This window comes from Lentzea tibetensis (assembly GCF_007845675.1).
GTDB classification, from domain to species: Bacteria; Actinomycetota; Actinomycetes; order Mycobacteriales; family Pseudonocardiaceae; genus Lentzea; species Lentzea tibetensis.
Window position 1 is genome coordinate 112,048 of record NZ_VOBR01000013.1, and the last position, 14,405, is coordinate 126,452.

A 14,405-nucleotide genomic window follows, 5' to 3' on the forward strand; every position below is an offset into this window, starting at 1 on the left:
CACGCCGCCTACCACACCCCACCGACAACCCAACCCTCTTGATCTTGTTTCCGCCTGACTTGTCCACACCCGCCGACTCTGTCCACAGCCCACCAATTTCGCCGGCATGCGAGGCCACCCCAGAGCAAGCTGAACCCATGCGCCACCCCGTAGACCTGGAAGCCCTGTCGGACCTCTTCGCCCACCGCATCGCGGCCATCTCCGACCTCGTCCACATCGGACTGTCGCCGTCACTCGTGGCGGACAGATGCCGCCCCGGCGGCCCGTGGCAGCACCTGCTACCCGGAATCCTGTTGCTGGGCAAGGCACCCCCGACTCGCGCACAACTCGCCCACGGCGCCCTGCGCTACGCGGGCCCGCGCGCCATCCTCACGGGCCTCGATGCCCTGCAACTGCACGGCATCCACGCCTTACCGGCCCACGGCCAGGTCCACGTGCTGATACCGCTGCGCGGCGGCATCAGCGGCTGCACCGCCGTCCACGTCGAACGCACCAGCCGGCTCCCGCGCCCCGTGCTGCGCAACGGCTTCCTGGTCGCCCCACCGGCCAGAGCCGCCCTGGACGCCGTCCGCCGCATGCGCTCCGTCGTCGACGTCCGCCTGCTCCTGGACGAGGTGACCACCTTCGCAGACCCCACCGACCTGCGCGCCGAACTCGAAGCCGCCCCACGCCGCGGCACCACCATCGCCCGCCACATCCTGACCGGCTCCCACCCCTCACGCCTGGCCCTGCAACCGTGAACCGTCGCTCTCCCACTCACACCACACCGCGCCGCGCGCACACCCGACGCGCCACCCGCAAGCCGTGGCCACACGCACCACCGCCCGTCTCGCCCTGCCTGGCCTGTCCGACCGTCGCGATCCAGCCCAGCCCAACCTCAGCTCAACCCAGCGCAGTCAACCTGGCGCGGCCCATTTCGCCCCAGCTCTGGCCAGCACACCCCTGCCCTGGCCAACCCCGCCTGGCCCAACCCCGGCTCAAGCCAGTTCCTGCTCAACCCAACCCAACCCAACCCGACCCGGCCCCAACCCGGCCCGGCCCGGCCCCAACCCAGCGCGACCCAACCCGCCCGACCCGTTCCGCCCGACCCGTTCCGCCCGACCGGGCGCGATCCGGCGCGAGCTGGCTCAACCCAGCGCAGCTCAACCCAGCGCGAGCCAACCCGCTGAGCCCAACCCGCTGAGCCCAACCCGCTGAGCCCAACCCGCTGAGCCCAACCCGCTGAGCCCAACCCGCTGAGCCCAACCCGCTGAGCCCAACCTGGCTCGGCCCTGGCCAGCACACCCCAGCCCTGGCCAGCTCAACCCCGACCCAACTCAGCCAACCTCGCCTGGCCCAACCTCGCCTGGCCCAATCCCGCTCAACCTGGCCTGCCCGGCCCAACTCCGCCAGTGCGGCTCAGCCCGGCGCGGCTCAGCCCAGTCCGGCCCCGCCTAGGCCCGCAGCCAGCCAAGCCCGGCCCGCCCCACAACCACGAGCGACTCCGCCCGGCCACCGGCCAGGCCGCATCGCGCACCGAGCCCGACGCACGACACGGCCCGAAGTCCCTCGACTCAAACCCACCGATCTCGACTCACACCCGCCGATACTGAGCAGGGGAGGCGACACTGCCCGGATCCTCATAACTGCCAGGCTTCCCGCGATCCACGTGAAAGGTGGTCAACGTGGACACCGGCGAAGCAGCATCCCCACGCGACCCGATCACCCGCATGTGGGTGCTCCACCGCTGAGGCGTCACTTCGTACACGTCGTACCCGTACCGGTTGCCCTCGAAGTACTTCAGATGCGGGTTGGCAGCCCCCATCACGGGCCCGTTCACGGTGTTCCACTCAGCCGAGTACGCCCCAGAGGTGACCGAGTGCGCGGTGAACTCGGTCCCGATCACAGGCGCGTCCCGGTTGTCGAAGTCCGGCCGGATGTCGTCGACGAACGCGGAGTGCCAGTCACCGGTCACGACGACGAGGTCCTCCATGCCGGACGAAGCGACGTGCCCCAGCACCTCCGCGCGCTCCGCGCGGAACCCGTCCCACTGGTCGGTGAAGTAGTAGCCACCGCCCGGCCGCGCGAGCTGGCTGAGCATGATCGAGTTGATCCAGCAGTGCCACGTGTCCCGAGAGGAGGAGATCTGGTCCAGCAACCACTTCTTCTGTGACGTCCCGAGAATCGTGCCGTCCGCCAGGTTCTGCGCCGACCGGTACTGGCGCAGGTCCAGCACCGTCAGGTCGAGCAGGTCACCCCACCGCCGCTGCCGGTACAGCTGGGGCTCCAGCGCGCTCCCCGCGCGCACGGGCATGTTCTCGTACCAGGCCTGGTACGCGGCGGCCCGGCGCGCGACGAACGGGGCCGCGCCCTCGGTGCCGCTGTAGTCGTTGGCGCACTCGTGGTCGTCCCAGGTCAGGAACCACGGGTGTGCGGCGTGCGAGGCGCGCAGCGACGGGTCGCCCTTGTAGAGCGCGTAGCGCCTGCGGTAGTCGGCGAGCGACAGGATCGCGGGGCCCTCGTGGTCGCGCACCGGGTGCCCGCCCACCTGGCCGTGCTCGTAGATGTAGTCGCCGAGGTGCACGACGAAGTCGACGTCCTCGGTGGCGATGCCGCGGTGTGCCGCGTAGAAGCCGTCGTGGAACGCCTGGCAGTTGGCGGTCGCGAAGCGCACGCGGGACACGGGACCGACCGGTGCGGTGCGGGTGCGGCCGACACGGCTCGTCCTGCCGAGCGCGCTGAACCGGAAGTAGTACTGCCGGCCGGGAAGGAGGCCACGCACGACCGCGTGCACGCTGTGCCCCAACAGGTTCGACGCGGCGACCGTGCCGTGCGCGACGCGGCGGCGGAGCGCGCGGTCGGAGTACACGGTCCACGACACCTCGACGACGTCCGGGAGCGGCTGCGTCACCGCCAGCGGCTCCGGGCGAGGCGGGTCCACAGGACGACGCTGTCCGGGAGCGGGTCGCCGGACGCCACGCCGAGCGTGAACGGGGCCGGGTCGTAGGAGACGCCGAGGTCCTGTGCGGCGGCGAGTGCCGACGCGGGGGACAGCTGCGCGCTCAGCGGCCAGGCCGCGCCGAGTGCTCCGGCGCTCGCGGCCGCGCGGAGGAGGTCGCGTCTGTTCAGCATCAGCGGCCTCCGGTGACGGTGAGGGAGATGTTGTCGGCGTAGCCGTCGTTGGAGGTGCCCGAACCCGCGCGGGTCATCAGGAGGGTCACGACCGCCCTGCGGCTGCCCGGCGGGACGGTGCCGCGCGCCGTTCGCTCGAACAGCCCCGTGGCGGAGCCGCGTTCGGACGCGGTGAGCGGGCCGAGCACGACGGCGCCGCGCGGGATGCCGTCGCAGTCGAGGAACTCGACGGTCAGCTGGGCGCCGTCCTGTTGCCCGGCGTAGCCGCCGAGCCAGGCGCTGACGGTGAACGATGCCGCGCGACGTGGCATCGTCACGCTCTGTCGAAGGGTGCTGCGGGGGCTCGTGCCGCCGCCGAAGAACTGGGTGCCGCGGTTCGCGGGGCCGGGATCACCGGCGCCCGGATAGCCGTCGCCCCTGTCGTAGCGGATCGCCGCAGGGGTGCCGGCGACGGTGAGCCAGCCGGTCAGGCCCTGCTCGGCGTCGCCGTTGACGATGAGTTCGGTCATGCGCCGATCGGACCAAGCGGACCTGGCCCTGCTGAGACGGCGACCTCAACAGGGCGTGAACACGAGGGGGGAAGTGCCTCACGGAGGCCTCACCACTGCCCCAGGAGGATGATGGTGACAGAACCGACCGTATGAGAAGGCCGACTGGGTAGTCGCCAGGCCGCGCGGATCGTATCCTGGAAGATGACGTCCCCAGGGTGGGCCGTCCGCCGGGTTCGGCGGCAACCGTGAACACCCGGCGCCCGCGACCGCTGTGCCGGAGGAGGAGCCATGCCACTCTCCGAGCACGAGCAGCGACTGCTCGACCAGATCGAGCGCGCGCTCTACGCCGAAGACCCGAAGTTCGCATCCACCGTGCGAGGCGCCAAACTGCGGAGGCCGTCCCGGCGGCGCCGCATCCAAGGCATCGCGTTGTTCGTGCTAGGTGTGGCGCTGCTCGTCACTGGTGTGATGTTGCCGAAGCTCGCCATCGTGGGGATTCCCGTGGTGAGCGTTGTCGGATTCCTGTTGATGTTCTTCGGTGTGCTGGTCACCCTGACGACACTTCGTCGCGGAGACCAGGTTGCTGAGGAGACAGCGGAGGATGGCCGGCCGACCCGCAGTCGCAGCTCGTTCTCCGAACGTATGGAGGAGCGCTTCCGCCGGCGCTTCGACGAGGAGTAACCCACCCGTTCTCACCACGCCGCTGGGCCCGTCCCGATCTACGGGGACGGGCCCAGCGGCGTTCGGAGGTCCTTGCTGTCCTAGACCGGGATCGGTGCGGGTGCGTCGACTGTCGGACGCGGCACCGGGTGCAGCACCGAGCGCGGGAGGATCCGCGCCCGCAGCGACAGCGGGGCGTTGCGCGCGAGGCTCGCCCGCACCGCTTCCACCGCGGCGGGCAGGGCGGGGTCGGCCTCGGGCCGGGCGCTGTACCAGGACCGCTCGATCGAGCTGATCAGCGTGCGCAGGCCGTCGCGGCCCGCGTCGTCCAGGTTGTGCTCGCGGGCGAGCCTGCGCGACGCCGCACGCACGGTCTCAGCCGTCGGGGTGAGCACGCCGCGGTCGATCGACTCGGCCATCAGCTCCTCCCACGCCGCGGCGGCGGCCTGCGGGCCCAGTCCGGCCACGGTGTGCAGGCGGTTGTGCCTGCGCACCGCGCGGATCGTCAGCGGCGCCACGGCCAGGCCTACGACGACGAGCACGAGCGCGAGCAGCCACGAGAGCAAGGCGGCGGACAGCGCCACGGCGAGGGCCCACAACGCGACGGTGATCGGCAGCAGCAGCTTGCGCGCCCACGGCGCACCCGCCATGCCCGCGCGCAGCACCATCAGCAACGTCAGCAGCACGGCCATCAGCAGCACGCCGCCCAGCGACCAGAAGTGCCAGGCCGGGATCGGCGTCTCGGCCGCACCCTGGTCGGTGCCCGCCTGGTTGTTCTCGGTCGCCCCGGCCGTCGTCGACGTGCTCGTCGGCGCGGTCGTCGTGGTGGCCGACGAGCTGCCGGACGGGATCGGCTCGTCGGTGGGCGAGGTGTTCCGCAGGTACGGCGGGACCACGGCGCGGCCGTCGTCCATCGGCGTCGGGTCGAACGTGACCCAGCCGTGGCCGGGGAAGAAGATCTCGACCCAGGCGTGCGCGTCCTCGCTCGTGATCACCCGGCGGTCGCCGTCGACGTAGCCCGCGGTGAAGCCGAGCGCCACCCGCGCGGGGATGCCGATCTTGCGCGCCATCACGGCCATCGCGGACGCGTACTGCTCGCAGTAGCCGACCTTGCCCCGGAACAGGAAGTCGGACAGGGCATCGGACGTCAGGTCGCCCTTGGTCTCCAGCTTGTACTTGAAGCCGTGGACGGGGTTGGTGAAGTGCTCGTAGAGCTTGGCGGCCTTGTCGAACTGGTTGGTCGCGTCCTTCGTGATGTCCCGTGCCAGCTGGGCGACCGGTTCCTCGACGCCGTCCGCGGCGAAGTACGACCGGTCGATCGGCACGTCGCCGACCGCGCGGCGCAGCTGGTCGGCGGTGGGCACGTCGAGCACCGTCTCGAGCTGGTACGGCTCGGGCTTGCGCTGGTTCTGCGCGAAGACGATGCCCCTGTCGGGGTCGTACAGGTAGTCGTCGTCCGGGGTGTCGAGGCGCCGTGGCGAGCCGTAGACCGGCAGCCAGAAGTCGCGCCAGCCGACGGGGTCGATGTCGACGCGGCTCGTCTTGCCCTCACCGCGGTCACCGGGCGGCCTGGGCAGCTCGCCCTGCACCGGCCTGCCGGACGGGTCGCCACCGCGTTCCCAGCCCGAGTTCGGCACGTACCGGTCGAGCGTCGTCGCGCGCAGGTACGTGTCCGTCTGCAGGCCGCGCACGTGGAACAGCTCGCGCGTGCGCCCCTGGTTCAGCATGCCGCGCAGGTTCGTCATCGCCTTGATGCCGAGCCCGCTGCTCCCGCTGCCACCGATCCCGTTGCCGGATCCGGGCAGCCGCCCGATCGTGCCGACGAGGGTGAACCCGGCGCCGACGACCAGCGCGATCACCATCGCGATCGCCGCGACGGCCGTCGCCGACGACCCGGACCCGCTCGACGCGCCGGTGCCGAGCCTGCCGCGCCACGCCTCGTGCCGGTGTTGCCCGTCGACGGCCAGCAGCAGCGCGAACGCCGCCGCGCCGAAGATGAACGTCCAGAACGGCAGCATCTCCTCGGCCAGCGAGGCGGGCACCGCGAACACGCACAACAGCACCAGCCCGGACGCCGCGGGCGCGGCGGCGGCGACGGCGAGCGTGTCCACGAGAATCGTGACGAGCCCGATCGCGACCATCACCAGGCAGCGGATCGCGGCCGTCGCCTCGACCGGCGGGACACCGGTCTGCACCTGGCCGATCGAGTCGCCGAGGACGGTGAGCAGGTCGCCGAGCGACGTCGGTCCGGGCAGCAGGAAGAGGAACCCGGTGCGCGTGAAGATCGTGACCAGCAGGCACAGCAACGCGAGCAGCTGCCCGAGCCCCACGACGGGTGCGGGCAGTCGCGTCGACCGCAGCAGCGCGCCGGTTCCGGTCACCACCGCGATGGCGACCGCGATGTGCACGAGCCACAGCCCGCCCTCGATCACGCCGGCCAGCGCCGTGGACGAGCACAGCACCGCCAGCGCGGCGATCCACGGGGTGGCCGAGGCCGACCACTCGATGCCAGGTCTGGAAGCCATGATCAGTCCACCCTCGCGAAGCCCGGCGACCAGGCCCCAGCCCCGATGCCACCGCCAGCCACGCGCGCTCGCACGGGCGTCCCCCGCCCAGGGGGACCCCCTGATTCGATTTTCCCATGCGGCACCGACAATTCCGGGTGCGCAGGGAGGTCAATGGGCCGTTCACGCGCCGCATCGCGGCACTCGGCCACAGAGCTGAGCGCCGATCGCAATGCAGTCGGCGGCAGTGCAGTCAGCAGCAGTGCAGTCGGCGGTAGCGCATTCGAGCCCAGCACCATCGCGTGCGCTGCAGCCGAAGGCGTGACCAACGCAGAAGAGTGTGCGCGCGGTCGAACAGAGGTCCCCGCCCCAGGGGGTCCCCCTGTTTCAAGCATGCCATGCGACACCGACAGTTTCGGGAGTGCTGAGGCGTGCGGGTGGTGTTCGCGGGTAGCGAAATCCGGCCCGCACAACCAGAAGCCGACAGCCGTCCACTGCGGACGGCGCAACTGCAGACAACGCAAATCAGGCGTCCCCCGCCCAGGGGGTCCCCCTGATTCCATTTTTCCAGACAGCACCGACAATTCCGGGGCCGAAGCGGCGTGAACGGCCCGTTCACGAGACGAACCACGAGACGAACCAGCGGCCATGGTCAGTTCACATCCGCGCGCACGATCGGCCCCCTGTTGCTGGCCGAAGCGCACAGCTCACGCCACACCTGAGCCATCGGCGCGGTGGGCCGGGCGATGGTCACGCCCCACCCGGCACTGGTCAACAACCGTTGCCCGTCAGCGGGATCGGGCGCCGCGTCCTCGGAAGCACCGGCCCAGGCGCTGACGTCGAGCAGCACGGCGAGGCTGCGCATCCCGCGCGGCCGGTACCGGATCAGGTCCTCGACCGCGGACGGCGTGATCCCGCCGAGCACCGCGATGACCTCCTGCCCGGCACCGGGATCGAGACCGCTGGCCAGCTCACGCCGGTGCGAAGGCTGAAGCGCCGCAAGGGAGTCCAGCACGACGGTGTCGGAGTGGCCGCCGTCGGACTGGCCGCCGGCCAGCACGCGCCCGTCCTCGGCGACCAGTCGCACCTGATGCCCGAAGCGGTGCAGGTGCAGGCACACGGACGCGGCGAAGGAGATCGCCCACTCCAGTGACGCGGTCGGGCCGCTGCCGCGGTGCGCGACGACGCGGTGGTCGAGCAGGATCGTGGTGCCGCCGCGCCACGGGCGTTCCTCGACGCGGACCATCAGCTCGTCGCGGCGGGCCGTCGAGCGCCAGTGGATCTTGCGCAGGTCGTCGCCTTGGCGGTACTGGCGCACCACGGCGTCGTCCTCGCCCTGGCCGGAACGCAGGCGCACCGAGCCGTCGTCGCCCGCGCCCATGCCGGAACCGCCGGGCAGGCCCGCCAGAGGCAGCACGCGCGGCACGACGACGAGCTTGGAACGGCCCGCCAGCTCGCGGTCGAACTCGGCCAGGCCGAACGGGTCGGTGATGCGGGCCATCAGCGGGCCCACCTGCTGGATGCCGCGCATGACCGGCTTCAGCGGGTAGCGCAGCGCCGTGGGGTGGTTGCGCGGCAGGCGTTCCACGAGGAAGCGCGGGCGCGAACCCAGCGCGTACGGGACGTTGTCCTCCAGCATCAGGCCGCCGGTCGGCAGGCGGCCCGTGGAACGCAGGTCCAGGCGCACCTCGGTGGCCGCGCCGACGGGCACGCGGCTGGGGGACAGGAACCGCGCCGCGTGCAGGCCGACCCTGGCCCGCGTGGCGAGCCAGGCGGCCAGCAACGGCAGCGCGATCACAAAAGCGGCTACGCGCAGCAGGTCGCGTTCGTTCAACGCGATCGCGCACAGCCCGGCGGCGAACCCGGCGGCTAGGAGGCAGCGGCCGCGCGTGGTCAGGCCGGACAGTGCGGTGCGCATCGGTTTACCTTGGCGTCCCTGCGTTGTTGTTGGTGCCCAGGTTGCGGACGAACTGCGCGCTCGGGTCCAGCGCCGCCTGCGGCACCGGCACGCGCTGCAGCAGCGCCCTGATCAGCTCCGCTGCGGACCGGCGAGCGGCCTGCGCCTCGGCCGTCAGCACGAGCCGGTGCGCCAGCACCGGGATCGCGATGGCGTGGATGTCGTCCGGCACCACGAAGTCCCTGCCCGCCAGTGCGGCCTGCGCACGGGCGGCGCGAACCAGGTGCAGCGTCGCGCGCGGCGACGCACCCAGCCGGAGCTCCGGCAGACGGCGGGTCGCCGAGACCAGCTCGACGGCGTAGCGGCGCACGTCGGGGGAGAGGTGCACGCGGCGCACGGTCTCGATCAGCCGCAGCACCTGCGCGGCGTCCGACACCGGGCGCAGGTCGTCGATCGGGTTGTGGCCCGCGTGCTCGTCGACCATCGCCAGCTCGGCCTGCGGGTCCGGGTAGCCGATCGACACGCGAGCGGTGAACCGGTCGCGCTGCGCCTCCGGAAGGGCGTAGGTGCCCTCCATCTCCACCGGGTTCTGCGTCGCGATCACCATGAACGGTGACCCGAGCGGATAGGTGTGCGCGTCGACCGTGACCTGGTGCTCCTCCATGCACTCCAGCAACGCGGACTGCGTCTTCGGAGATGCGCGGTTGATCTCGTCGCCGACCACGATGTTCGCGAAGATCGGGCCGGGCCTGAACTCGAAGTCGTTCTCCTGCCGGTTGTAGATCGACGAACCGGTGATGTCACTCGGCAGCAGGTCGGGCGTGAACTGCACCCGGCTCACCGTGCAGTCGATCGACCGCGCGAGCGCCTTCGCCAGCGACGTCTTCCCGACACCTGGCACGTCTTCGACGAGCAGATGTCCTTCAGCGAGCAGGGTGACCAGCGCAAGTCGCACCACGTCGGGTTTGCCGACGAGCACGCGCTCGACGTTGGCCGCGATTCGCTGAACGCAGCCGTGCAGTTCACCCAGCACCTGATCGACCGGCGCGTGGCTGTTCGCGCTTGTCACTCGACCTCCAGCAGCAGCCGCGTCCGGGAACACGGACGTGTGAGCTTTTCACGCAGTGTGTCAAACCGTGGCTAAGTGCCCTACACCTCAGGGCTATCCAGGGTTCGAATCCTCTCCCTCCAGGTTCCCCCACCGCCATGTCTCAACAACCGGTTTTGCCGCAATTTGCTAGGCCATCCGAGTGGCAAATTCCGCGTGACCACTCACCTGCACCGGTGACCTCTGCCCAGCTCCCCCACCATCCCCCCATCGGGCCCCACTACGTCTACCAGCACAAACGGGTCACGACTCGCTGTGTGTACACCCGTTTCAGCGTTGACTGTGGTGAAAAGTGGGGTACTGTGGCGGCCGGTGGGGCAGACGGGGGCTCCACTGCCGGTCTGTCGCCCGGCGGGGAGGTGGTTACCGATGTTCCTCGGTACTCACTACCCGCGCCTGGACGACAAAGGCCGGCTGACACTGCCTGCGAAGTTCCGGGACGAGCTGGCGGGGGGTCTCATGGTCACCAAGGGCCAGGACCACTGCCTGTACGTGTTCCCGCGAGCGGAGTTCGAGCAGATGGCACGGAAGGTCGCCGAGGCACCGTTCACGAACGAGGCCGTACGCGCCTACCAGCGCTACCTGTTCGCGGGCACGGACGAGCAGCGTCCGGACGGTCAGGGTCGCGTCCTGATCGCACCGGAGTTGCGGCGGTACGCCGGGCTGACCAAGGAGTGCGTGGTCGTCGGCGCGTTCACCAGGATGGAGATCTGGGACGCGGCGGCCTGGCAGACCTACCTCGACGAGCACGAGGACAGCTACGCAGAGGCTCGCGAGGAGGTGCTACCGGGCGTCTTCTGATCAGCCGGCTGCGGGAGAGAACAACGCGATTCGGGTGCCGTGAGGCCTCGGTCCGCTCGACAAACGGCCCTGGCGCACCTTCCCCGGCGCCAGGTTCAACGGGCGGGCGGGGACCTGACGTCACCCGAACGCATGTACGGGGAGAGGGATCATGGGCCGACCGCAGCACGTTCCGGTGCTGCTGGACCGCGTCCTGGCGCTGTTCGCACCAGCCCTCGCCGACCGTCCCGCAGTGCTCGTCGACACCACGCTCGGTCTCGGCGGCCATTCCGACGCACTTCTGCGCGCACACCCCGAGCTCACGCTGATCGGGCTCGACCGCGACCCGCAGGCCATCGCGCTCGCCACCGAGCGGCTGAAGCCGCACGGCGACCGCGTGCACTTCGTCAACGTCACCTACGACCGGATCGCCGACGCCGTCGCCGAGCTCGGTCTGTCCAAGGTGGACGGCGTGCTCATGGACCTCGGCGTCTCGTCGCTGCAGCTCGACGCGGAGGAGCGCGGGTTCGCGTACTCCAAGGACGCGCCGCTGGACATGCGGATGAGCGCGGGCACCGGCATGACGGCCGCGGACGTGCTCAACACCTACGCGCCCGGTGACCTGATCCGCGTGCTCCGCGACTACGGCGAGGAGCGCTTCGCGAAGAAGATCGTGAGCGCCATCGTCCGCGAACGCGAGCGCGAGCCGTTCATCAACAGCGGGCGGCTCGTCCAACTGCTGTACGACAACGTGCCCGCGGCGACCAGGCGCACCGGTGGCCACCCGGCCAAGCGGACGTTCCAGGCGCTGCGGATCGAGGTCAACGGCGAGCTGGAGTCGCTGCGGCTGGCGCTGCCCGCCGCGCTGTCCGTGCTCGGCATGGACGGCCGGATCGTCGTCGAGTCGTACCAGTCGCTCGAGGACCGGATGGTCAAGCAGGCGTTCGCCGCGCTCGCCACGTCGCGCACGCCGCAGGGCCTCCCGGTCGAGCTGCCCGGACACGGGCCGGAGCTGAAGCTGCTCACCAGGGGCGCCGAGCAGGCGAACGAGCAGGAGATAGAGGAGAACCCGCGCGCCGCCCCGGTGCGGCTGCGGGCCGCACAGCGGATTTCGGCGCAGGGGATTGGAGCATCGTCATGACGGCACCCGCACGCGTCGGCGAGCCGTCTCCTCGCGACGGCTCCGGCAAGACCGCGGAGAAGACCACCGACGCCGCACGCGCACGTCGCCGTTCGGCCGCGGCCGAGCGCGCGTACGCCCGGCGTGCGCAGCGCACCCAGAACCTGCGCGGCAACAGCTCGGTGCAGCAGCGCCCGGCGGGCCAGTCCCCGAAGGCGCCGTTCGTCGTCATGGTGATGGTCGTGCTCGGCGTCGGTCTCGCCGGGATCATGTACCTCTCCACCCAGGCGGCGGCCGACTCGTACCGCCTTCAGGAAGCGCGCGCCGAGGCGGAGAAGCTGACCCTGCGGGTCGAGCAGCTGCGTCAGGACGTGGCGCTGCTGGAGTCGCCGACCGAGCTGGCGAAGCGCGCGGCCGAGCTGGGCCTCGTGCTGCCGCCGGACCCGGCGCGGCTGCGGCAGAACGCGGACGGCTCGATCGACGTGTTCGGCAAGGCCGTCCCGGTGCCCAAGCCGGCACCTCCGGCCCCGTCGTCCTCGTCGTCGACGACGCCGCCCGCCCAGCCGCCCGCGCAGGACCAGGCTCAGCAAGGCCAGCAGCAGCAACAGGGCCAGCAGCAGCCGACGCCGCCCGCGCAGGACCAGCAACCGCCCGCGCAGCAGCAACAGCCGCCGCCCGCGCAGCAGCAGGGTGCGACGCCGCCCGTGCAGGGGCAGCAGACCCCTGTCCAGGACGAGGTGCGCCAGCAAGAGGTTCAGCAGCACGAGGCTCAGCAGCAGGACCAGCCACTGGTCCAGCTGCTGGGCGCTCAGCCTCCGGGAGATCGGTGATGCGAGGCCCGAACAACGGCCGCGCGCCACGCCGACCGCTGTCGGTGCGCAGCCCCCGTCCGGCGAAGCGGGCCAAGAACAACGGCCGGGTCCGCCTCGCCGTCGGGCGCATCCTGCTCGTCGGCGCGCTGCTGCTCGCCGGGGTCAAGCTGATCCAGGTGCAGGGCTTCCAGGCGGAAGCCCTGTCCGCGCAGGCGAAGATGCAGCGCGCCACCGGCCAGAACATCCCGGCCGAGCGCGGCGCGATCCTCGACCGCAACGGCAACCAGCTCGCGTTCAGCATCGAGGTGCGCGCGCTGTACGTGCTGCCGCAGACGGCCCGGCGCAACTGGGACGAGCTGCGCGCCAAGGACAACACCAAGCCGTCGTACGAGGACCACGCGCGCGAGATCGCGAAGTTCATGCAGCAGACGCTCGGCTCCGAGGTCAACGGCGAGAAGACCGACGAGCAGACGATGCACGGCAAGCTCACCCAGGACACCACGTACCTCGTGCTGGTGCAGGAGGTCGAGCCGAGCAAGGCCGCGCTGATCGTCAAGAAGTTCGCGGAGATCGGCTCCGAGTACCGGGCGAAGCGGGTCTACCCCAACGCCGCGCTCGGGTCGAACATCGTCGGCTACGCGAACTGGCGGCTCGACGAGAAGCCGCCGACCACGCAGGGCCTGCTGGGCATCGAGAACTCGCAGGACACGCTGCTCGCCGGCCGGATGGGCCGCCGGGTCGTCGACACGATGCAGGGCGACGACACGCTCGTCATCCCGAACACCGAGCGCGAGGTCGTCGCCGCGACACCGGGCAAGAGCCTGGAGCTCACGCTCGACATCGACACCCAGCACGCCGTCCAGAAGATGGTCACCGACTACACCGCGAAGACCGGTGCGAAGAACGGTTCCGCGGTGGTGCTGGACTCGCACACGGGCGAGATCATCGCGATGGCCAACGACAAGACCTTCGACCCCGGCGACTTCGCCAAGGCCGGCCCGGACCAGCTGCGCAACCCCGCGGTGCAGTCCGTGTACGAGCCGGGTTCGGTGAACAAGATCGTGACCGCGGCCGCGGCGATCGAGGACGGCCTGTTCAAGCCGGACACGGTCCTGGACATCCCCGGCAGCATCAAGGTCTCCGACCGCACGATCAAGGACGCGTGGAACCACGGCACCGTGCCGATGACGTTCACCGGCGTCTTCGGCCGGTCGTCCAACGTCGGCACGCTGATGGCCGCGCAGCAGGTCGGCAAGGAGCGCTACGCCGAGATGCTGCAGAAGTTCGGCCTCGGCAGGCGCACCCAGTCCGGGCTGCCCGGCGAGGAGGCCGGGCTCGTGCCGCCGCTGAACCAGTGGTCCGGCTCGACGTTCGGCAACCTGCCGATCGGCCAGGGTCTCTCGATGACGCTGCTGCAGATGACCGGCATGTACCAGGCGATCGCGAACGACGGCGTGCGCGTGCCGCCGCGCATCATCCGCGCGGAGGTCGGCACGGACGGCTCGCGCGTCGAGCGGCAGCGGCCGGAGAACGTGCGCGTCGTGTCGCCGGAGACGGCCCGCACGGTGCGCGACATGTTCCGCGCCGTCACGCAGTCCTCACGCGACCCCAGTCAGGCCGGCACCGGTCCGGCGGCCGCGCTCTCGGGCTACCAGATCGCCGGCAAGACCGGCACCGCGCAGCAGATCGACCCCAACTGCGCCTGCTACTCCAGCTCGGTCTACTGGATCACGTTCGCCGGGATCCTGCCCGCGGACAACCCGCGCTACGTCGTGGGGATCATGCTCGACGCACCCGGCAAGAGCCAGACGGCCGCGCCGCTGTTCCACGAGATCGCCTCGTACCTGGCGCAGCGCTACCAGGTCCCCATGTCGGCGGAGCAGACCCCGATCCTCCAGCTCTGAGTGCCGTTAGGGACACCC

12 protein-coding genes are annotated in these 14,405 nt (G+C 70.9%); 6 read left to right on the forward strand and 6 right to left on the reverse strand.

Translation table 11 applies throughout. The annotated features are described in order from the left end of the window. Positions 1–137 precede the first annotated feature (137 nt). Complete coding sequence (locus FKR81_RS21275; protein WP_146353862.1) at positions 138–740, forward strand: hypothetical protein; 603 nt, start codon at positions 138–140, stop codon at positions 738–740. 833 nt (positions 741–1,573) lie between these two features. Here FKR81_RS21275 and FKR81_RS21280 read toward each other — a convergent pair. The 3 genes from FKR81_RS21280 to FKR81_RS21285 are packed head-to-tail and all read right to left on the reverse strand — an operon-like array spanning position 1,574 to position 3,620. After that, on the reverse strand, positions 1,574–2,920 hold the full coding sequence (locus FKR81_RS21280; protein WP_235921678.1) for an alkaline phosphatase D family protein: 1,347 nt from the start codon (positions 2,918–2,920) through the stop codon (positions 1,574–1,576). After that, positions 2,887–3,111, reverse strand: a complete 225-nt coding sequence (locus FKR81_RS45070; RefSeq protein ID WP_235921679.1) for a PhoD-like phosphatase N-terminal domain-containing protein — start codon at positions 3,109–3,111, stop codon at positions 2,887–2,889. The genes FKR81_RS21280 and FKR81_RS45070 overlap by 34 nt, the downstream gene beginning before the upstream one ends. Then, positions 3,111–3,620 (reverse strand): phosphoesterase, encoded by a 510-nt coding sequence (locus tag FKR81_RS21285; RefSeq protein ID WP_146353863.1) that lies wholly within the window; start codon positions 3,618–3,620, stop codon positions 3,111–3,113. The genes FKR81_RS45070 and FKR81_RS21285 overlap by 1 nt, the downstream gene beginning before the upstream one ends. Positions 3,621–3,890: 270 nt before the next feature. Between FKR81_RS21285 and FKR81_RS21290 the strand changes: the two genes are divergently transcribed. Next, a complete protein-coding gene (locus FKR81_RS21290) occupies positions 3,891–4,283 on the forward strand; it encodes a DUF3040 domain-containing protein (protein ID WP_146353864.1) in 393 nt (130 codons plus the stop codon). An 80-nt stretch (positions 4,284–4,363) separates the two neighbouring features. Here the strand turns inward: FKR81_RS21290 and FKR81_RS21295 are convergent, their stop codons facing one another. The 3 genes from FKR81_RS21295 to FKR81_RS21305 all read right to left on the reverse strand — a co-directional run bounded on the left by FKR81_RS21295 (position 4,364) and on the right by FKR81_RS21305 (position 9,732). Further along, on the reverse strand, positions 4,364–6,787 hold the full coding sequence (locus FKR81_RS21295; protein ID WP_146353865.1) for a transglutaminase family protein: 2,424 nt from the start codon (positions 6,785–6,787) through the stop codon (positions 4,364–4,366). Between the two features lie 631 nt (positions 6,788–7,418). Beyond that, positions 7,419–8,684 (reverse strand): DUF58 domain-containing protein, encoded by a 1,266-nt coding sequence (locus FKR81_RS21300; protein ID WP_146353866.1) that lies wholly within the window; start codon positions 8,682–8,684, stop codon positions 7,419–7,421. 4 nt (positions 8,685–8,688) lie between these two features. After that, positions 8,689–9,732, reverse strand: coding sequence for an AAA family ATPase (locus FKR81_RS21305; protein ID WP_407936539.1), 1,044 nt, complete (start codon positions 9,730–9,732; stop codon positions 8,689–8,691). Between the two features lie 408 nt (positions 9,733–10,140). On the opposite strand from FKR81_RS21305, the gene mraZ reads away from it, so the two are divergent. The 4 genes from mraZ (at position 10,141) to FKR81_RS21325 (ending at position 14,387) form a co-directional block, all read left to right on the forward strand. Next, the gene (gene mraZ, locus FKR81_RS21310; protein WP_146353867.1) at positions 10,141–10,572 is read left to right on the forward strand and encodes a division/cell wall cluster transcriptional repressor MraZ; all 432 of its coding nucleotides are present in this window, start codon (positions 10,141–10,143) and stop codon (positions 10,570–10,572) included. 151 nt (positions 10,573–10,723) lie between these two features. Continuing rightward, a complete protein-coding gene (gene rsmH, locus FKR81_RS21315) occupies positions 10,724–11,692 on the forward strand; it encodes a 16S rRNA (cytosine(1402)-N(4))-methyltransferase RsmH (RefSeq protein ID WP_146353868.1) in 969 nt (322 codons plus the stop codon). Further along, complete coding sequence (locus FKR81_RS21320) at positions 11,689–12,501, forward strand: hypothetical protein (protein ID WP_186763089.1); 813 nt, start codon at positions 11,689–11,691, stop codon at positions 12,499–12,501. Before rsmH ends, FKR81_RS21320 begins: the two co-directional genes overlap by 4 nt. Next, positions 12,501–14,387: a peptidoglycan D,D-transpeptidase FtsI family protein gene (locus FKR81_RS21325; RefSeq protein WP_146353869.1), complete on the forward strand. Its 1,887-nt coding sequence runs from the start codon at positions 12,501–12,503 to the stop codon at positions 14,385–14,387. Before FKR81_RS21320 ends, FKR81_RS21325 begins: the two co-directional genes overlap by 1 nt. Positions 14,388–14,405: the final 18 nt, after the last annotated feature.